The 20506-nt window shown below is 74.5% G+C and carries 14 protein-coding genes; 11 read left to right on the forward strand and 3 right to left on the reverse strand.

The genetic code is table 11. The features are described from left to right. Positions 1 to 204 precede the first annotated feature (204 nt). Positions 205 to 1914, forward strand: a complete 1710-nt coding sequence (locus ACYX4T_RS20720; protein WP_476011158.1) for a diguanylate cyclase — start codon at positions 205 to 207, stop codon at positions 1912 to 1914. Positions 1915 to 1918: 4 nt separating this feature from the next. Here the strand turns inward: ACYX4T_RS20720 and dcd are convergent, their stop codons facing one another. Both dcd and ACYX4T_RS20730 read right to left on the reverse strand, forming a co-directional pair. Further along, a complete protein-coding gene (dcd, locus tag ACYX4T_RS20725) occupies positions 1919 to 2506 on the reverse strand; it encodes a dCTP deaminase (protein ID WP_476011159.1) in 588 nt (195 codons plus the stop codon). Positions 2507 to 2670: 164 nt separating this feature from the next. Next, positions 2671 to 5172, reverse strand: a complete 2502-nt coding sequence (locus ACYX4T_RS20730; RefSeq protein WP_476011160.1) for a (Fe-S)-binding protein — start codon at positions 5170 to 5172, stop codon at positions 2671 to 2673. 518 nt (positions 5173 to 5690) lie between these two features. Between ACYX4T_RS20730 and ACYX4T_RS20735 the strand changes: the two genes are divergently transcribed. The 10 genes from ACYX4T_RS20735 (at position 5691) to ACYX4T_RS20780 (ending at position 18951) form a co-directional block, all read left to right on the forward strand. Further along, positions 5691 to 5957: a hypothetical protein gene (locus tag ACYX4T_RS20735; protein ID WP_274200183.1), complete on the forward strand. Its 267-nt coding sequence runs from the start codon at positions 5691 to 5693 to the stop codon at positions 5955 to 5957. A gap of 5 nt (positions 5958 to 5962) precedes the next feature. After that, positions 5963 to 7147, forward strand: a complete 1185-nt coding sequence (locus tag ACYX4T_RS20740; RefSeq protein ID WP_476011161.1) for a hypothetical protein — start codon at positions 5963 to 5965, stop codon at positions 7145 to 7147. Positions 7148 to 7232: 85 nt separating this feature from the next. Further along, positions 7233 to 10478 (forward strand): ATP-binding protein, encoded by a 3246-nt coding sequence (locus ACYX4T_RS20745; protein WP_476015327.1) that lies wholly within the window; start codon positions 7233 to 7235, stop codon positions 10476 to 10478. 149 nt (positions 10479 to 10627) lie between these two features. Continuing rightward, the gene (locus ACYX4T_RS20750; protein ID WP_476011162.1) at positions 10628 to 12541 is read left to right on the forward strand and encodes a hypothetical protein; all 1914 of its coding nucleotides are present in this window, start codon (positions 10628 to 10630) and stop codon (positions 12539 to 12541) included. Beyond that, entirely contained in the window at positions 12525 to 13106 is a 582-nt protein-coding gene (locus ACYX4T_RS20755) for a hypothetical protein (RefSeq protein ID WP_476011163.1), read from the forward strand. The genes ACYX4T_RS20750 and ACYX4T_RS20755 overlap by 17 nt, the downstream gene beginning before the upstream one ends. 119 nt (positions 13107 to 13225) lie before the next feature. After that, the gene (locus ACYX4T_RS20760; RefSeq protein ID WP_476015328.1) at positions 13226 to 14194 is read left to right on the forward strand and encodes a C40 family peptidase; all 969 of its coding nucleotides are present in this window, start codon (positions 13226 to 13228) and stop codon (positions 14192 to 14194) included. A 201-nt stretch (positions 14195 to 14395) separates the two neighbouring features. Then, complete coding sequence (dnaK, locus tag ACYX4T_RS20765) at positions 14396 to 16261, forward strand: molecular chaperone DnaK (RefSeq protein WP_476011164.1); 1866 nt, start codon at positions 14396 to 14398, stop codon at positions 16259 to 16261. A 105-nt stretch (positions 16262 to 16366) separates the two neighbouring features. Next, positions 16367 to 17113 (forward strand): nucleotide exchange factor GrpE, encoded by a 747-nt coding sequence (grpE, locus tag ACYX4T_RS20770; RefSeq protein WP_476011165.1) that lies wholly within the window; start codon positions 16367 to 16369, stop codon positions 17111 to 17113. A gap of 54 nt (positions 17114 to 17167) precedes the next feature. Next, the gene (locus tag ACYX4T_RS20775) at positions 17168 to 18430 is read left to right on the forward strand and encodes a DnaJ C-terminal domain-containing protein (RefSeq protein ID WP_476011166.1); all 1263 of its coding nucleotides are present in this window, start codon (positions 17168 to 17170) and stop codon (positions 18428 to 18430) included. 95 nt (positions 18431 to 18525) lie between these two features. Next, positions 18526 to 18951 (forward strand): heat shock protein transcriptional repressor HspR, encoded by a 426-nt coding sequence (locus ACYX4T_RS20780; RefSeq protein WP_476015329.1) that lies wholly within the window; start codon positions 18526 to 18528, stop codon positions 18949 to 18951. Here ACYX4T_RS20780 and ACYX4T_RS20785 read toward each other — a convergent pair whose 3' ends face one another. Continuing rightward, a complete protein-coding gene (locus tag ACYX4T_RS20785) occupies positions 18952 to 20307 on the reverse strand; it encodes an FAD-binding oxidoreductase (protein WP_476011167.1) in 1356 nt (451 codons plus the stop codon). It lies immediately after the preceding gene. Between the last annotated feature and the right edge of the window lie 199 nt (positions 20308 to 20506).

Consider the following 20506-nt stretch of genomic DNA (forward strand, 5'->3'; position numbering starts at 1 on the left):
GCGTCACCCAGAGCGAGCGCAGCGCCCTCGGTCATCACTCAGTGATGAGGAGGGCACGAAAGGTGGAGCCGATTACCCACTCCCGGCTAACGTCATGCGTCGCGCGGCTGATGGTCCTGACGGACAGGCAGTGCGCCAGGAGGGCGGGAGTCGGTGAGGCGAGCACCGAGGCTGATTCACGAGGTCCAGAGGCTGGGCGTCACGGTGTCGGTCGCTGCCCTGGTCATCGTGCTCCTCGTGGTGTTCCGGCTCGTCTGGGGGGTCGCGGTGACGACGCCCGCGGACAACCGGTTGCAGAGCGGCCTCCTCGCGCTCGAGGACTCCCACCAGGCCATGCTCGACATGGACGCCTCGCTGCGCGGCTTCCTCGCGACCGGCGACCAGTTCTTCGCCGACGCCGCCACCGAGGCCGCGCCGCGCCTCGCCGCGGCCGACACGCAGATGGTCAACCTCCTCGAGGAGCCCCAGCTCCGCCAGGACGTGCTGGCCCTGCTCCTGGCCCAGCAGCGGTGGCGCACCGAGTGGGCCGACCGGGCGCGGCGCCTGCCGCCGCCCGGCGGCGCCGAGACCTTCCTCAAGCAGGGCACGGCGCTGTTCGACGACTACCGCGCCCGCAAGGACGCCACCCGCGTCGACGTCCTCGACGAGATCGAGACGGCCGACCGCAACGCCATCGCCTCCCAGTGGGCCGTCGGCGTCCTCATCGCCGCGATCGGCGGGGTCACGCTCGTCGTCGCCCTGCGCGGGCGGCGACGGCTGCAGGACCACGTCGTCGCGCCCGTCGACGGCCTGCTCGCCTCGGTCCGCGGCATCGGCGAGGGGCGCCTGTCGCCGCCGGAGCCGGTGAACGGCTCGGAGGAGCTCGTGGCCCTGCGCGACGGGCTCGCGGACATGACCGTCTCCCTGCGCCGACAGCGCGAGGAGGCCGCGGCCCAGGCCGAGCGGCTCCAGGCCCAGACCGACCGGCTGCGCACCATCCTGATCATGGCTCGCGAGATCGCGGGCAGTCTGAACACCCGGTACGTCATCGACTCGACGGTCCAGGCCGCGGTCGCGGTCACCGACGGCCGGGTGCTGCTGTGGCTGCTCGAGGAGGACGGCAACGGCCTCGAGCTCGCCTACGACTCCGACCGCGGCGCCGTGTCGCCCCTGGAGACCCACTGCAACCTCGGGGTGGGCGTGGTCGGGCGCTCGGCGCGCTACGGCCAGATCTCGCGCGGCGACCCCGACACCGGCGAGGACGCGGCGGTCGCGGTGCCGCTGGTCGTCGGGGCGCGGGTCATCGGCATCCTCGAGTGCTACGACTCCCCGGACGGCGAGGTCGACGGCCAGGCCCTGTCCGCGGTCGAGATGCTCGCGACCCTGTCCGGCTCGGCGATCGAGGCGAGCCGCCTGCACGCCGCCACCGAGCGCCTCTCGCAGTTCGACCCGCTCACCCAGCTGGCCAACCGCCGTCGCCTGGGGGCGGACCTGGACAGCGCCGTCGCCAACGCCAAGCGGCACTCCTCGCCGATGTCGGTGATCATGCTCGACCTCGACCACTTCAAGGAGCTCAACGACCGCTACGGCCACCAGCAGGGCGACGTCGTGCTCCAGGAGGTCGCGAGCACCCTGCGGATCGCGATGCGCGACGGCGAGACGGCCTACCGCTACGGCGGCGAGGAGTTCGCCATCCTCGTCACCCGCGGCGGCCCCGACGACGCCGTCAAGCTGGCCGAGCGCCTGCGCGGCCGCGTCGAGGAGGACTTCCGGCGGGGCGACAAGCAGCTGGTCACGGCCTCGTTCGGCGTCGCGGGCCTGCCCGAGCACGCCGGCGACGGCGAGGCCCTGCTCAGCGAGGCCGACCGGGCGCTCTACTCCGCCAAGAACGCCGGCCGCAACCGCGTGCACCGGGCCGGCGGGCTCGTCGACTGACCTGTCAGCGGCCGTCCTCGGGCAGCCCGCGGCGGAAGTTGACGTACGAGCGCGACGGCGTCGGGCCCCGCTGGTCCTGGTAGCGCGACCCGTAGACCGGCGAGCCGTACGGGTGCTCGGCCGGCGAGGACAGCCGGAACAGGCACAGCTGCCCGACCTTCATCCCGGGCCAGAGCCGGATGGGCAGGTTCGCGACGTTGGACAGCTCGAGCGTCACGTGGCCCGAGAAGCCGGGATCGATGAATCCGGCAGTAGAATGAGTCAACAAGCCCAAACGACCCAAACTCGACTTGCCTTCTAATCGCCCGGCCACGTCGTCCGGCAGCGAGATGACCTCGTAGGTCGAGCCGAGCACGAACTCGCCCGGGTGCAGCACGAACGCCTCGTCGGGCGCCGGCTCGACCATGCGCGTCAGGTCGTCCTGCTGCAGCGAGGGATCGATGTGCGTGTAGGCGTGGTTGTTGAACGTGCGGAAGTGCCGGTCGAGGCGCAGGTCCACGCTCGAGGGCTGCAGCAGCGTCGCGTCGAACGGGTCGAGCCCGACGCGTCCGGCCGCGATCTCGGCGCGGATGTCGCCGTCGGAGAGCAGCACGGTCGGACCCTATCGAGACCGCGAACGGGGAGTTCGCGCGCATAGAAGCAGCGAACACCACGTTCGCTGCACCAGGCTCGCTGGGACCCCGGAAACACGAACGGCGCCCTCGCTGCCTCGGAAGCAGCGAAGGCGCCGGTCGTTCGTCCCGTGGGACGGGGAGGTCAGTTCTCCGTCGACGGGTTCTGGACGTTGGCCGAGGTGGCCGCGGTCCCGGGATCCGAGTCGCCGACGCCGTCGGTCTCGGCGCCCTCGGTCGGCCGGCCGCGCTTGACCGCCGCGAGCAGCATCTGCGAGACGTCCATGACCTCGGTGCCGACGGCCTTCGCCTCGCTCTGGCGCTCGGTGAGGCCGTCGGTGAGCATCACGCGGCAGAACGGGCAGCCGGTGGCGATCGTGTCGGTCTCGGTGGAGATGGCCTCGTCGACCCGCTCCATGTTGATGCGCTTGCCGATGTGCTCCTCCATCCACATCCGCGCACCACCGGCGCCGCAGCACAGCGCCCGGTCGGCGTGGCGGGGCATCTCCTTGAGCTCGGCGCCCGCCGCCTCGACCAGCTCGCGCGGCGGCGTGTAGACCTCGTTGTGCCGGCCCAGGTAGCACGGGTCGTGGTACGTCACGGTCTTGCGGGCGGAGCCGTTCCCGTTCGAGGCGCCGTGCCCGTTCGTCGAGCCCTTCTCCGCGAGCGCCACCGCGGCCGGCGCGGCCTGGTCGCCGTCGTGGCCGGGCGTGCCGTGGCCGTCGGCGGGGATCAGCCCGCGCTCGGTGCCGTCGGAGTGCGGGCCGTGGTACTGCAGGCCCGTCGTCGGGTTGATGTCGAGCTTCGCGGTGGGTACGGGCGAGGACTCCGGCGCCACCGGCACGAGCTTCTTCTCGCGCACCAGCTGGTTGAGCAGCTGGGTGTGGTGGACGACCTCGTAGTGCCCGTCGAGCTGCGGGTACTCGCGCCCGAGGGTGTTCATGCAGTGCGGGCAGGTGGTGACGATCTTGCGCGTCCCCGGCTCGCGGCCCTCGAAGACGCTGTCGAGCATCTCCTTGGTCTGCATGGCCATCATCTGGAAGAGGAACTCGTTGCCCGAGCGCCGCGCCGGGTCACCGGTGCAGCTCTCCTCCTTGCCGAGCACGACGTAGTCGACGCCCGCGATGTGCAGCAGCTCCGCGGTGGCGCGCACCGTCTTCTTGGCGTTGTCGTCGAACGCGCCGGCGCAGCCGATGAAGAAGAGGTACTCGGTCTCGGGACGCAGCTCGCCGTCGAACTCGGGCACGTCGAAGGGCAGGTCCTTCGCCCAGTCCATGCGGGCCGAGTTGTTCTGGCCCCAGGGGTTGCCCTTGTTCTCGAGGTTGCGGAACAGCACCCCGAGCTCGGCCGGGAACTCGGACTCGATCATGACCTGGTTGCGGCGCATGTCGATGATGTGGTCGACGTGCTCGATGTCGACCGGGCACTGCTCGACGCAGGCGCCGCAGGTGGTGCAGCTCCACAGGACGTCGGGGTCGATGACGCCGAGCTGCTCGGCGGTGCCGACGAGCGGGCGCGAGGCCTGGACGTCGTCGCTCTTGCGGTAGCGCTCGTAGCCGGACTCGGGCACGCCGTGGCCGTCGTGCACGGGCTCGCCCGGGTTGTTCGCGCCGGCCTGGGTGGCGGCGCCCTCCTCGGGCATGTCCTTGCCGCCGATCATGTACGGCGCCTTCGCGAACATGTGGTCGCGAAGGTCCATGATCAGGAGCTTGGGCGAGAGCGGCTTGCCGGTGTTCCACGCCGGGCACTGGCTCTGGCAGCGACCGCACTCCGTGCAGGTCGCGAAGTCGAGCATGCCCTTCCACGTGAAGTCCTCGATCTTGCCGCGACCGAAGGACGCCTCCTCGGGCGGGTCCTCGAAGTCGATCGGCTTGCCCTCGTGCTCGATCGGCGGCACCGGGCCCAGGGCCTTCGGCAGCCGCTTGGCCGAGACGTTGATCGGCGCGATGAAGATGTGCAGGTGCTTCGAGTAGAGCACGACCACGAGGAAGATCAGCGCGACCGCGATGTGCAGCAGCAGGAAGATCGTCTCGAGGACGAACAGCGTGTCGTACGACAGCCCGGAGAACAGGTACCCGGCGCCGATCGAGGCCCAGGCGCCCGAGTCGTAGGGCAGGTTGCCGGCCGCCGACGCCGTGCCCCGGAAGGCGAAGAGCGTCCAGACGACGTTGAAGATGAGGAAGAGGATCAGCCAGGCGCCGCCGGTGTGGCTGCCGTAGAAGCGCGAGGTGCGCGCCTTGCGCTCCGGCGCCTGCTGCACGCGCATGATCGCGAAGGCGATGATCGAGACCAGCACCATGATCGCGATGAAGTCCTGCAGGAAGCCCAGGACCGACCAGCGCCCGATCAGCGGGATGTGGAAGTCCTCGTCGAACAGGGCGCCGTAGGCCTCGATGTAGACCGTCAGCAGGATGATGAAGCCCCACATCGTGAAGAGGTGGGCGAGGCCGGGAATGGACCAGCGCAGCAGCTTGCGCTGCCCGAAGACCTCGACGAACTGGGCGCGCACGCGGGCGCCGAGCCCTTCGGCGCGCTTCGCGTCGGGCTGGCCGGAGGCGATCAGGGAGTAGAGCCACCAGGCCCGGCGGGCCGACACGGCGACCACGACCAGGGTCAGGGCGAGCCCCAGGACCAAACGGACGACCACGACGGGACCTCCCCGTGAGCCGGGCCGTGGTGGTGACCCGGTGAGACAACTGACGAGCACTGGACCGGAGACCGCGGCAGAGCACTGCCGCGATGACGGCGTCGGCGGCACTGTAACGGCCTGTAGGGCCCCCGGCGCTGTGAGAGGTGACAATAGCTACTCACCGGTAACCGTGGCGGACCTCCCCGTCGGTGCGCCGGCTCCACCGCATCGGGCGATGCTTTGCGAACGTGAACGCGGTCGCGCCACGCCGGAGCGTGATGTCCCGGCTCAGCGTGTGGATCACGATAGGCTCGTCCGGACCAGGAGAGCGGGTCGTGGCCACCCATGGGTCGCGGAGGGTTGACGATGTCGCAACGCCTGTGGGGGAGGGCGCGGAGAAGGGGCGCTCACGGGCCCCGGGGCGGTGCGACGTGCCGGTCGTCGGAGGTCTTTGATTCCCCCGGGGCGCCGTGTTTACTCGACCGGTCGAGATCGGGTCCCGGTACACCGACCAGCACTTTCGCGGAGGGATCGCCATGACCGTCACGTTCCTCGGCGCCGACCTGGTCGCGCAGGCGCCGGGGACCGGCGGGCTCCAGGGGTGGATCCAGGACAACATCGTCCCGCTGATCCTCCTGGGCATCGCGATCATCATGCTGTGGATCGGCGGCCGCGGTGACAACGCCGGCGTCGCCCGTCGCAGCGTCGGCCTGATCATCGGGCTGATCGCCCTCGGCATCGCGCTCACACCCGGTGCGGGCGCCCGCGTGGGCGCGTTCTTCGCCCAGCTCATCACGGGGTGACGCGGGTGCACATCCGCACCGACGACGAGGTGTACCGCGTCGACGCCGTCTGGCTCGGCCCGCCCCGCGCGACGTTCCCGTGGCGCGCCCGCTACTCCGCGTACGGCGTCGGGCTCCTCGTCATGGTCGTCGTGATGTTCGTGCAGCGGCGCCTGGGCATCGACCTCGGCTTCTTCTCCGTGGCGTGGGCGCTGCTCATCACCGTCGCGATCACGCGGTTCGTGTCGCGGCGGATCAACGACGAGCGCCCGCTGCTGGAGTGGCTGACGCTGTTCGTGCACGAGCTGCGCGGGCCCCGTGAGAAGCAGCGCCCCGTCGGTGGCGCGCTGACGACCGGCCACGTCGCCGTGCGCCGCGACCGGCCGAGGCTCACCGGCGCGCCGACGGCCATCGCCCTGCCGCGCGGCAGCGACCGGCCCGCCGCGCGGGTCGTCGGCCGCCCCGCCGGGGGCGACGACGCCTGGGGCCCGCCGCCCCGGGACGACGAGGCGCCGGCCGCCACCCCGGCCAGTGCCCCGGCCGCCACTCCGGCCGCCTCCCCGGCCGCCTCCACGCCCGCCTCCACGCCCGCCGCGGCGGAGGTCGTGGAGGAGGCCGCCCCGTCGACCCCGTCGGCCCCGTCCGCCCACGTCACGCCCGAGGTCGCCGACGTCCGGCCGTCCCACGCGCGCGCCCGGCGCGGTGCCGGGTCGGGCGGGACCCCGGCCGAGCGGCGCCGCCGCACCCGTCCCGGCCACACCGACCCGGCCCGCGCCGCCGAGGGCGACTTCGGCCCGCCGTCGAGCGCCGACGTGGGCTCCCCGGCCACGCGGGGACACCAGCCCGCCGCCCTGCCGCCCGTCCCGGACCCCCGTCCGGGCGACGACGCGATGGCCGCGTGGACCGGGTCGCGCGCCCGGCGCGAGGCGGTCCCGGCGCACCGCGCGGGCGGCCGCCCCGCCACCGAGACCGACCCCGAGCGGACGCAGCGACGCCCCGCCCGCCCGCGCCGCCGTCCGGGGTGGCCGATGTCGAACGAGCCGGCGGACCCGGCCGGCCCGGCGGGCCCGGCCGGCGCAGCCGGATCAGCGGGTCCCGCCGGGACCGGCCGGCCGTTCGGGCCCGGCAGCCGGACGCGCGGTGGCGGTCGCGCCGGCGGGGCCGGACGCGCCGACGAGCGCCGAGGGGGCGACGGTGCTGCGCCGCGGTAGGTCCCGCCGCGCCCTGGACCGCCCGGATCGTGGCTCCGCGGACCGCCAGCCCGAGGCGATCGAGGCCGGCGACCGCGGCTCCGCCCTGCGGCCCGCGCGCCCCACGCCCGCGACGAACGGCACGGGCGGGCGGCGACGCGGGCGCTCGCTGACCGGCGAGGCGCCCGCCACCGGCTACCGGTCGGCGATCGCGCTGCGCGCCATCGACGGCAACCTCGCGCGCACCGCGTCCAGCGTCACCGCCTGGTACCGGCTGGCCCCGCAGCCGTGGAGCTTCCGCAGCGACACCCAGCGCGAGACCCTCATCCGCCAGATCGCGACCCAGCTCGGCGAGCTGCAGGGCCGCTGGCTGCACGTCCGCGTCACGTCGCGGCCCTACCCGGTGGCGCTGTGGGCGGAGACGTTCGACCACAACGCGCCCGGGCGCCTGCCCGACGTCTCCGGGGCCCTGAGCTGGGAGAGCTTCCTCGAGGGCGAGCAGCGACACCTCATGGGCCTGTCGATGTCGGACAAGGAGGTCTTCCTCGGCGTCGAGGTCTCGGGGCGCTCGGTGGTCGACCGCTGGCTCGAGGGAGCGGCGCCGATCCTGGGCCGGCTGGTCCCGTCGGCGGCGACGGCCGAGCTCGCGGCGCTGGAGTCGGAGATCGCGCACGTCGAGGCGCTCGTGTCGCGGGCGGGGCTCGACGCGGTGCCCGCGACCGCCGAGGACATGGCGTGGCTGATGCACCGGTCGTGCTCGCTGGGGCTGCCGGCCCCGCGCACGGTGGCGCCGGCGTCGGGCGAGCACTGGGAGACCGAGGACCTCGCCGCGTTCACCGACGGCGTCGCCCTGCAGCAGGAGCCGTACGCGCCGACCGTGCAGGTGCTCGGGCGGTTCGGGACCCAGCCGGTGCAGCGTCACGTCGCGGTCCTGTCGGTGGGCCTCATGGACGCGCTGCGGATCCCCGAGGCCGACGACCCCTGGATGCAGCGCAGCGACCGCCTCCCGTTCCCGGTGGAGTGGTCGGCGCGCATCTACGTGCGCAAGCCCGAGGAGGTCGCGGGCGAGCTGCAGCGCCAGATGGGCAAGGTGCGCAGCCAGATCCGGCACTACACCCACGACCACGACCTCGACCCGCCGATGTCGCTCGCCCGCCAGGCCGACCGCGTGCTGCAGATCGAGGACGAGCTCTCCGGCGGGCTGACGCAGCTCAACACGCGGGTCTACGGCTGGTGGCGGGTCGCGGTGTCCGGGCGCGACGAGGGCGAGGCGCTGACGCGCGCCCAGCAGGTGCTCGACCTCTACCGCCCGCGCGTGGCGATGGAGCACCCCGAGGCGCAGTACGCCTACGCGCGCGAGTTCATCCCCGGCGAGCCGCTGGCGTCGACGGCCTACCGCCGCCGCGGCTCGGTGACCTGGGCGGCCGCGGGGGTGCCCGCCGCGTCGGCCTCGGTGGGTGACCGCCGCGGCATCATGCTCGGCGAGACGTGCACGGCCACGCGTCGCCCGGTGGCGTGGGACCCGTGGATGGCCCAGGAGGTCCGCCGGGCGTCGGGGCTGACGGCGATCGTCGGTGGCCTGGGGTCGGGCAAGTCGTTCCTCACCGGCCTGCTCGTCTACAAGACGCTGCGCGCCGGGGCCCGCTGGACGGTGCTCGACCCGTCGGGCCCGCTGGCGGAGCTGACCAAGCTGCCCGAGCTCGCGCCGTTCTCCCGGCACATCCACCTGCTCGGCGCCGACCCCGGCATCCTCAACCCCTACCGCGTGGTGGCCGAGCCGCGGCGCGACCACTTCCTCGACGAGGACGACCCGGACAAGGCCTGGCGCCGCGAGCGCTCGCTGGCCGCGGCGACCCGCCGACGCCTCGTGCTCGACGTCCTCACCGGCCTGCTGCCCTTCGACGTGGCGCGCATGCCGCACACGCGGATCGTGCTGCTGCGCGCGGTCCGCGAGGTCGGCGGCGCCCCGGACCGCGACCCCGGCCAGGTCATCGCCGTCCTGCGCCGTCACGCGCGGGAGGGCGAGGAGCACGCCGACGTCGTCGCCGACTTCCTCGAGGAGCGCCGCGAGCTGCCCCAGGCCGCGCTGCTGTTCCCCGACCGCCACGCCGACCCGCGCGACGACCCCTGGCAGGGCGAGGAGGACTACCGCCTCACCGTGCTGACGATGCAGGGCATGTCCCTGCCGCGACCGGGCAGCCCGCGCGAGGAGTGGACCGACGGCGAGTCGCTCGCGGTCGAGCTGCTCAACCTGGCCTCCTGGCTGACCCAGCGCACGATCTACACCGCCGACCGGAACCTGCGGAAGGGCGTCGCGCTCGACGAGACGCACTTCCTGTCGCAGATCCCCACCGGCAAGGTGCTCATCGACCGGCTCGCGCGCGACTCGCGCAAGTTCAACGTCCGCGCGCTGTTCGCCTCCCAGCTCGCGGGCGACCTGCTGCGCGTGCCGGGGTTCGCGTCGCTGGTCAACGCGGTGTTCGTCGGGCGCACCGACGACGAGGAGGCGCAGGCCGAGGCGCTGCGGCTGCTGCGGGTGCCCACCGAGGTCGGCTACGAGGAGATGCTCGGCACGCTCTCGCCGCGCCCCCGCCACGACGACCGTCCCGACGACACGCCCCGGCAGTTCGTCTTCGCCGACGGGCACGGGGGCGTCGAGAAGATCCGGATCGATCTCGAGGGGCCGCACCTCGAGCACCTGCGCCTGACGCTGGACACCAACCCCGACGCGCGCCGCGTGCGCCCGCTGCCGTCCGCGCCCGCGTCCACCGCGCCGCCCGAGAGCGACGCCGAGCGCACCGGCCCGGTGCCGGTCGTGCCGGCCGGGGCCTCGCCACCTCCCGCGGGGCCACCTCCCGCGGGGCCGCCTCCGCCGGGACCGGCTGCGGGCCCGCCGACGCCGCCGACGCCGCCCCCGTCGCGGACCCCGCCGCGCGCCGCGCCGACCCCGCCGCCGGGCACCGCGCGCGTGTCGCCGGTGACGCCGTCGCGGGACCCGCTGGTGGAGCGCACGGTCGTCGAGGGGACGGTGCTCGACGAGCAGCACGACGCCCTGTGGACCCCGGACGAGCGGCTCGACGACCTCGTCCCGGACCTGGACGACGACCTCGGCGACGGCCGGGCGGCCACCACGCCGGCGGGCGACGACGACTGGGCCGAGGCCTGGGTGATGGACGAGGGTGGCGAAGGCGGAGTGACCGGCGACGCCGTCGGCGAGCTGGCCGACGACGCCGACCAGGCCACGGTCACGACGCCCGCGGACCGCAACCCCGGCTGGCGCGAGGGCAGCGAGGTGCACGACCCCGGCCGGTGGGTGGGCGCCGGCCGCCGCGCCCCGGGGACGTCGGGGTGACGCTCGCCGTCGTGGTCCTCGCCGCCGCCCTCGTCGTGGGGTGGCGGCGGTCGCGGCGCGCGCGGGACGCCGACGGCGTGGCGTCGCGGCGAGCGTGTGGCGATCCTGGCGGTGAACGCCGGCGACGCCGCATCGCTCGCATCCCTCGGGTGCGCAGCGCGGGGCGGCGGCGGGCGGTCACGCTGGTCGTCGCGATGGTCACCGGCCTGGTGCTCGTCGGGCTACCGGCGTCGGCGGCCCCCCTGGACTGCAAGGCCCCGCCGGACCCCGACCGTCCGGGCACCGGGCTCGTCGGCTCGCTCGACCCGGCCCCGCTCGGCGTGGGCGCCCCGGGCAGTGTCTACGCCGAGGTCGGCTACGCCGGGCAGATCTGGTGGACCTACGACCTCGGCTGCGGGCCGGGCGGCGCCCGGGACCCCGCGGCGGCCACCGACACCTGGCTGGGCAACCAGTTCTTCAACCTCGCCAAGCTCGTCGTCGGCGGCGTGAACTGGTCGCACTACCTCATCGAGCAGGGCTCGGGGCTGCTCGCGCCGCTCGACGGGATCGTGCAGGCCGGGACGTCGGCGATGTACGACGCGGTGTTCACGACCTGGGTCGGGCTCGCGCTCATCGTCCTCGCGGCGATCCTGCTGGTCCTCGCGATGCGCGGGGACCTGTCGCGCCAGGCCCAGCGCGGCGCGATCGCGGTGATCGCGCTGGCGATCGCGGCGGCGGCGTACGCGGCGCCGGTGCGCTGGTCGAGCATGCTCGACGGGGTCCTGCTCGACGGCGTCACGGCGATGCAGCGCGGCTTCCTCTCCCAGGTCGGGGTCGGCGACGCGAACACGCTGCCGACGGTGCTGACCGACCAGATCGTCTACAACAACTGGCTGCGCGGGCAGTTCGGTTCCGCCGACGTCCCGCAGGCGCGCGACATGGGCCGCGAGCTGCTGCGCGCGCAGACGTTCACCAAGCAGGAGATCGCCGACGGCCAGGACACCCAGGCGACGGCGGACGCGAAGAAGCAGCAGTACACGAGCGTCGCCGACCGCGCGGGCGACCGGTACAGCTACTTCCAGGGCCGGCAGGGCTCGCGGACGGGCGCGGGCGTGCTGGCGTTCATCCAGGCCGTCTGCATCGGGCTGTTCCAGCTGATGAGCAAGCTGCTCGTCCTGGTCTCCATGCTGATCATCCGGTTGCTGGTGATGGTCGCTCCCGCGCTCGCCGTGGTCGCCCTCCTCAAGCCCGAGGTGCTGCCGGCGACCCTGCGCGTCGGCGGCGCGGCGCTGGTCAACACGCTGCTCGTGGGCGCGATGGCGGGGCTGCACTCGCTGATGGTCATCGCGCTGTTCCGGCCCGGGTCCGGGGTGGGAACGTGGCTCGCGCTGCTGGTCACCGGGGTGGTGACGGTGGTGCTGTGGGCCGTGGCGCGCCCGTTCCGGCGGCTGGCGGCGATGGTCTCGCTGACCCGCGACCAGATGAGCGGCGTCCTCCCGCCCGCCGGCGGCGGGGTGCTCTCCCGGTTCCTGCCGCGCGGGTCCGACCGGCAGGACGACTGGTGGAGCGAGCGGCGCTCCGCGGCCGCCGCCGGCGGCGGCTGGCGCCCGGAGAGCAGCGCCCCGTCGCGCACCGACGCCTCGCCCGCGGGCGCCGACGGGCTCGGCGGACCGAGCGGGCCCGTGCGGGTCGACAGCGAGCGGGTGGGCGCGGGCGGCGCGCCCAGCCATGACGCCGACCCGGCCGCCGCGCTCGCCGCCCGCTCGGCGGCGCAGCGGGCCCTGCCCCGCGGCGCCGGTGCGGTGCCGGGCGGGACGCCCCGCGGTGACCGGGACGCCACCCCGGCCCGCGCCCAGATCAGCGACGCCGACCGCAGCCTCTACCGCAGCGTGGCCGCGCGGACGGGCGAGGCGGGGGCGGGCGGGTCGGGTGGTCCACGCAGCCCCGTGCAGGCCGAGCTCGTCGACGGCGCACCGGTGTACCGGATCTACCGCCCCAGCCGCCCGATCGGCGCCGGGTCGTCGGGCCGGTCCCGCAGCAGCCCGCGCCCCGCCCCGGGAGGCCCCGGTGCCGATCCGGACTAGGCGCGGACGCGCGGCGGCCTACCGGGCGCTCTGGGAGTGGCCCCTGCACTCGCCGGCGCGCCTGTTCGGCGTGCTCGTCGTCCTGGCGGCCCTGGCGATCGGGATCTCGTCGCTCGGCGGCGCGGTGGGCGGCTCCGAGCAGGGTTCCGGGCGCGCCCTGGGCCCGGCGCCGTCGGCTGCGCCCGAGCAGGCGCCGGCGCCGGGCCCGGCCCCGGTGACCGAGCTGAGCCCCCGCACGCTCCCGCTCGCCGACGCGCCGCCGGTGGCCCTGGCCGTCGCGCAGCGCTGGACGCAGGCCTGGGCCACCCACCCGCCGGGGACGACGGCCGCGCAGTGGAGCGCCGGGCTCGCCCCGTACACGACCGACGAGTACCTCGCGGTGCTCTCGTCGGTCGACCCCGCCAACGTCCCGGGCACGCGGGTGACGGGCCCGGCGCAGGCGGTCGAGGTCCGCCCCGAGGCCGTGCGCGTGCAGGTGCCGACCGACGCGGTGCGCCTGGAGCTGCTGCTCGTGCAGGTCGCGCCGGGCGACTGGCGCGTGTCCGGGTACGACCGGGCCTCGTAGCGATGCTCTCCCCGCCGCGGCTGCCCCCGGGCTACACGCCGCCGAAGCTGCCGCCCGGCTTCCGCATCCTGCGCCTGCTGCTGCCGGTCGCGGTGCTCGCCGGGTTCCTCGTCGTCGTCATGGCGGCGGGGCTGCTGGTCGTCGGGCAGTTCGTGCCCGGCGGCCAGGACGGCTCGGACGGCACGACGTGCGAGGCCGGGACCGGGGCGCCGACCGGGGACGTGCCGCAGACGTCGGCCGAGCTCGACGAGGTCCAGCGCCGGACCGCGGCGACGATCATCGGCGTCGCCAAGGGCATGGCCGTGCCGCCGCGGGGCTGGGTGGTCGCGCTCGCGACGGCGATGCAGGAGTCGCAGATGGGCACGGTCGGCATGGACGTGGCCGTCGACCACGACTCGCTCGGCGTCTTCCAGCAGCGTCCGAGCCAGGGCTGGGGCACGCCCGAGCAGGTGCGCGACCCCGTCTACGCGACCACGACCTTCCTCGACCGCCTGCTGCAGGTGCCCGGGTGGGAGACGATGCCGGTGACCGAGGCCGCGCAGATCGTCCAGCGCTCGGCGTTCCCAAACGCCTACGCCAAGTGGGAGACGCTGGCTTCCAGCCTCGTCGCCGACCTCGCGGGCGTCACCGGCGCGATCCAGGAGTGCGTGCCGGCCGACGAGGCGGGTCCCGGGCCGGCGGAGGCGCTGCCGCCGGGCGTCGCCCGCACCGCCATCGAGTTCGCCACCGCCGAGACCGGCAAGCCCTACGTCTGGGGCGGCACCGGGCCCGGCAGCTACGACTGCTCGGGGCTGATGCTGCGCGCCTACGAGCGCGCCGGGATCGTGCTGCCGCGCGTCTCGCGTGATCAGTACCACGCCGGGTCCCACGTGCCCGTGGAGCAGGCGCAGCCGGGCGACCTGCTGTTCTGGGCCTACGACGAGTCGGACCCCGAGACCATCCACCACGTCGCCATGTACCTCGGCAACGGGCAGATGATGGAGGCCCAGCAGACCGGCGTGCCCCTGGGCACCCGGGCCGTGACCTGGGGCGAGGACGAGCTGCTCCCGCTCGCGACCCGACCGGGGACGGGGTCCGAGCGGGCCTGATCGCCGCGATCTCGAGGGAGTTGAGCGTGTCGGGAACAAGTCCGTGACACCCTCCGTTGGTCGGGATGACACACTTGAGCGCCAGGGACTCAGGTCGGGTTTGCGAGCCAGTGGCTGCGGGCCAATACTTGAGCACAAGGCGCTCAATGAGCACTCATCAGCACACCCGGGATCCACGGGGTCTCGAGAGGAGACACGAGCATGGCGCGAGCGGTCGGCATCGACCTCGGCACGACCAACTCCGTGGTCGCCGTCCTGGAGGGCGGCGAGCCGACGGTCATCGCGAACTCGGAGGGCAGCCGCACCACCCCGTCGGTGGTCGCGTTCGCCCGCAACGGCGATGTCCTGGTCGGCCAGTCGGCCAAGAACCAGGCGGTGACCAACGTCGACCGCACGATCCGGTCGGTCAAGCGGCACATGGGCACCGACTGGAACGTCGAGATCGACGACAAGAAGTACAGCCCGCAGGAGATCAGCGCCCGCGTGCTGCAGAAGCTCAAGCGCGACGCGGAGTCCTACCTGGGCGAGCCGGTCACCGACGCGGTGATCACCGTCCCGGCCTACTTCGAGGACGCGCAGCGCCAGGCCACCAAGGAGGCCGGCCAGATCGCGGGCCTCGACGTCCTGCGCATCGTCAACGAGCCCACCGCGGCGGCGCTGGCGTACGGCCTGGAGAAGGGCGAGAACGAGCAGACCATCCTGGTCTTCGACCTCGGTGGCGGCACGTTCGACGTCTCGCTGCTCGAGATCGGCGACGGCGTGGTCGAGGTGAAGGCCACCAACGGCGACAACGAGCTCGGCGGCGACGACTGGGACGAGCGCGTCATCCAGTGGCTCGTCGACAAGTTCAAGAACTCGCAGGGCATCGACCTGTCCAAGGACAAGATGGCGATGCAGCGGCTCCGTGAGGCCGCGGAGAAGGCGAAGATCGAGCTGTCGAGCTCGTCGAGCGCCGGCATCAACCTGCCCTACATCACCGTCGACGCCGAGAAGAACCCGCTCTTCCTCGACGAGACGCTCTCGCGCGCCGAGTTCCAGCGGATCACCTCCGACCTGCTCGACCGGTGCCGCAAGCCGTTCAACCAGGTCATCAAGGACGCCGGCATCTCGGTCGGCCAGATCGACCACGTGGTGCTCGTCGGCGGCTCGACCCGCATGCCCGCCGTGCACGACCTGGTCAAGGAGCTGACCGGCGGCAAGGAGCCGAACAAGGGCGTCAACCCCGACGAGGTCGTCGCCGTCGGCGCCACGCTGCAGGCCGGCGTGCTGCGCGGTGACGTCAAGGACGTCCTGCTGCTCGACGTCACCCCGCTGTCCCTCGGCATCGAGACCAAGGGCGGCGTGATGACCAAGCTCATCGAGAAGAACACGACGATCCCGACCAAGAAGTCCGAGGTCTTCACGACGGCGGAGAACAACCAGCCGTCGGTGCAGATCCAGGTCTTCCAGGGTGAGCGCGAGATCGCGGCCTACAACAAGAAGCTCGGCATGTTCGAGCTCACCGACCTGCCGCCCGCCCCGCAGGGCGTGCCGCAGATCGAGGTCAGCTTCGACATCGACGCCAACGGCATCGTCAACGTCTCGGCGGTCGACAAGGGCACCGGCAAGTCCCAGCAGATGACCATCACCGGCGGCTCGGCCCTCTCCAAGGAGGAGATCGACCGCATGGTCTCCGACGCCGAGGCCCACGCCGACGAGGACCGCAAGCGCCGCGAGGCCGCGGAGACCCGCAACCAGGCCGAGACGCTGGTCTACCAGACCGAGAAGTTCATCACCGACAACGACGAGAAGCTGCCGTCGGACGTCAAGGAGAAGGTCCAGGCCTCCGTCGCCGAGCTCAAGGAGGCCCTCAAGGGCGAGGACACCGAGGCGATCAAGGCCGCCTCGGAGAAGGTCGCGACCGAGTCCCAGCAGCTCGGCCAGGCCCTCTACGCCCAGCAGCAGTCCGAGGGCGCGGCGGGCGCCGGCGCGGCCGGTGGCGCGGCGGGTGCCGGCGAGGCCGGCGCCGCCGGGCAGGCCGACGACGTGGTCGACGCCGAGATCGTCGACGACGACAAGAAGGACTGACGCGCCCGGTGGGGCCGCGGCCGGTGGCCCGGCCGCGGCCCCACCGTCGCGGCTCCCTGACCCCACCCCGGCGCGAGGCGTCGGAGTCCTCTCGAGGAGGTCCCAGTGCAGGATCCGGTCGTCGGCCAGGACGGCGCCGACGCGACCGACGTCCCCACCGACTCCAGCGTCGGCGGGGTGCCCACCTCCGGCCGGGACGCGCCGGGCGGCACCGCCCAGGCGGACGGTGCCACCGACGGCGGTGAGACCGCCGCGCCCGATGGTGCCGGGGCCGTCGCGGCCGAGGCCCGGGCCGCGCAGGCCGCCGCCGAGGCGTCTGCCGCGCCGGACAGCGCCGAGACGGCCGCACCCGACGCGCCCGCTGCGGACCCGGAGCTCGAGCGCGTCCGCGCCGAGCTCGCCGAGCGCACCGCGGACCTGCAGCGCGTGTCCGCCGAGTTCGCGAACTACCGGCGCCGCACCGAGCGTGAGCGCGAGTCGACCGTGGCCGGCGCGAAGGCGTCGGTGGCGGGCGAGCTGCTCACCGTCCTCGACGACGTCGAGCGCGCCCAGGCCCACGGCGACCTGACCGGCCCGTTCAAGGTCGTCGCCGACCGTCTCACCGAGACGCTGCACCGCGCCGGCCTCCAGCCCTTCGGGGCCGAGGGCGACGCGTTCGACCCGTCGGTGCACGAGGCCGTGGCCCACGAGACGTCCCCCGAGGTCTCCGCGCCCACCGTCACCACGGTCATGCGCCGCGGCTACCGCTTCGGCGACAAGGTGCTCCGCGCCGCCATGGTCGGGGTCACCGACACCGACGGCACCGCCCCGGCCGCCACCCCGTCCGAGCCGGCGGACGCCGGCCGGTCCTGACAGCCACACCCCAGCCCACCCCACAGCCCACCCCGCGGAAGGAGCCGTCCCGCCATGAGCGCGCGTGACTGGGTCGAGAAGGACTACTACCGCGAGCTGGGCGTGGCCAAGGACGCGTCCGCGGACGACATCAAGAAGGCGTACCGCAAGATCGCCCGCGAGAACCACCCCGACGCCAAGCCCGGCGACGCGAAGGCCGAGGCGCGCTTCAAGGCCGCCGGCGAGGCGTACGGGGTGCTCTCGGACCCCGAGAAGCGCGGGCAGTACGACGAGGCCCGCACGCTGTTCGCGGGCGGGCGCTTCGGCGGCTTCGGCGGTGCCCCCGGTGGCCGGGGTGCCGGCGCGGGCGCCGGCGGCACCGGCTTCTCCGGCGGCTTCGACGTCGGCGACCTCTTCGGCGGTCGCGGTGCGGGCGGTGCCGGCGCCGGTGGTCTCGGCGACCTGCTGGGCGGCCTGTTCGGCGGCGCCGCCGGCGGCGGTCCCACGGCGGGGCCGGCCCCGGGGATGGGCGCCACCCGGCCGCGGGAGCAGCGCGGCGCGGACGTCGAGACCGACGTGCGCATCGACTTCTCCGAGGCCGTCGGCGGGACGACGCTGCCGCTGCGCCTGGCGTCGCCGACGCGCTGCGGCACGTGCGGCGGCAACGGCGCCAAGCCCGGCACCAGCCCGCGCACCTGCCTGACCTGCGGCGGGGCCGGCGTGGTCTCGCGCAGCCAGGGCGCGTTCGCCTTCAGCGAGCCGTGCCGCGACTGCTCGGGTACCGGCGCGATCGTCGACGACCCGTGCCCGGAGTGCGGCGGCGACGGCGTCAGCACCCGCTCGCGCACCCTGACCGTGCGCATCCCCGCGGGAGTCGACGACGGCCAGCGCATCCGGCTCGCCGGCCAGGGGCAGCCCGGCAGCCGGGGCGGGCCCGCCGGCGACCTGTTCGTCGTCGTGCACGTCAACCCCGACGACCTGTTCGGGCGCTCCGAGCGCAACGCCGACGACCTCACGCTCACCGTCCCGGTGACGTTCCCCGAGCTCGTCGACGGCACGACGATCACCGTGCCGACGATGGACGGCAAGGTCTCGCTCAAGGTGCCCGCCGGGTCGCAGAGCGGCCGCACGCTGCGGGTCCGCGGGCGCGGCGTGCGCCGCAAGGACGGGCGCACGGGCGACCTGCTGGTCACCGTCGAGCTGGCCGTCCCGAGCCGTCTGGACAAGGCCGCGCGCGAGGCGCTCGACGCCTACGCCGAGGCCACCCGCGACCACGACCCCCGCGCCGAGCTCACCCGGCGCGCCGAGGCCGCCGCACGGAGGGAGACCGCGTCGTGAGCGGGCGCGGCCGTGACGAGCGCGGGCCCTGGCCGGCCCCGCTCGGCACGTCCTCGGCCGGCCCGTCCGGCTCGTCGTCCGGTGCCGTCCCCCCGCTGCCGGCGTGGGCCGACGAGGACACGCCGGTCTTCGTCATCTCGGTCGCCGCGCAGATCGCCGGCATGCACGCGCAGACCCTGCGCTCCTACGACCGCATCGGGCTCGTCACGCCGGGCCGCGCCAGCGGCGGCGGGCGGCGATACTCGGTGCGCGACATCGCCGTGCTGCGCGAGGTGCAGCGCCTGTCGCAGGAGGACGGCGTCAACCTCGCGGGCATCAAGCGGATCATCGAGCTCGAGCGCGAGGTCGGGGCGCTGTCCGACCGGCTCGCCGAGGTCACCGAGGAGCTCGCCCGCTGGCGCGCCGCCGCCGAGCAGGCCGCCCGGAACACCGCCCAGAGCGCCTCCGACGGCGACCGCCTGCCGGCCCGCCGCACCCAGTCGGTCGTCGTCTGGCAGCCCGGCCCGCGCCGTCGCGACTGACTACTCGGTGAACGGGTCGTAGGTGATGCGGTCGAGCCCGACGCCGTCGACGAGCAGCGCCGACGCCGTCGCGCGGATCATGGTCGGCGAGCCGGCGAGCAGGACGTCGTGGCCGGACCAGTCGCCGCTGCGCACCACGGCGTCGGGCAGCGTGCCCGGGAGGGTGTGCTCGGAGAGCGGGTCGTCCTCGCACACCGCGGCGACCGCGAGCCAGGGGTGCTCGGCCGCCAGGGCCTCGAGCCGGGCGAGCACCGTGAGGTCCTCGGGCACGCGCCCGCCCAGGAACACGGTGCACGGGCGCGGGCGGGCCCAGCGGGCCATGTCCTCGCACAGCGCGAGCACCGGCGCGCCGCCCGTCCCGCCCGCGACCATGAGCACCTCGCGGGTGCTGCGCGGGTCCAGTCCGAGCCGCCCGGCGGGCGGGCCGAGCCGCCACCGGTCGCCGGGCGCGGCGTGCGCCACCATCGCCCGGCTCACCCAGCCGCCCTCGACCGCGCGGACGTGGAACTCCAGCAGCCCGTCGGGTCGGGGCGCGGTGGCCGGCGAGAGCGGGCGCCACATCCGCGGGCGCTGCGGGATCTCGACGGTGAGGTACTGGCCGGCGCGGTGCGGCACGGGGGTGTCCGGGGCGACGTGGACGACCGCGAGGTCCCAGCTCAGGCGCCGGTGCCCGACGACCGTGCCCTCGGCGACCGCGGGCACCGCCGCCGCACGGACCGCCTGCTCCATCGGTCCCGCGGCCAGCGAGAACGCGCGCACCCAGGCGTGCTCGCCCGCGTCGTCCCAGGTGCCGGCGAAGCGGCGCATCGCCCCGATCAGCGCGACCCCGAGCACCTCGTACTGCTCGGCGCGCAGACCGAGCGCGCGGTGCTCGCGCACGAGCGGCTCGACCAGGGCGCGCAGCTCGCCCGGGCGGTCGACCGTGCTCATCGGCAGCACGAGCGAGCGCAGCAGCCGGCGCGCCGGCTCGGTGACCCTGGTGGGGAAGAGCGCGCGCACCTCGGGGGCGAGGCTGAACAGCAGTGCCGCGAACCAGTCGGCGAGCTCGTCGACCCGCGGTTCGACCTCGGTCCACGTCTGCCGGACCCGGCGGGCGGCCTGCGCCTCGGGGGTGTCCGGGGTGGAAGCCGGGGTCGGCGGCGGGGGCGCGTCGTCCCGCGCCGCGTGGCGTCCGGGCGCGACGATCGGCGTCGTGGGCGGTGGCGGGACGGCACGGACCGGTGTGAGCCGGCGGACGGCTCCCCGCCCGGAACCCCGCCAGTCACTCCGCCCGTCACTCCGCCCATCACCGCGACCCGGCGTGGGCCGCCGGTCCGGGTCGGCCGGACCGCCCTCGGACAGCGGCTCCGCGGACATGGACGACGTGCCTCCTCGACCCCCCGGCGCGGGGACCCGTCCCCGCTTCGCGACCACTATGACAGCCCGTCATGTCTCGTCACGCAGGGTCCCCACGCGAGCGGGTCGTCCGGCTCGTCACGTGCGCCGGACGGTGCGCGTGGGCACCGTGAGCAGCCACGACGCGCTCGACCGGTGCCGTTCGTCGTCGTTGCTGTGG

Source organism: Actinomycetospora sp. ABD4_176 (genome assembly GCF_056311855.1).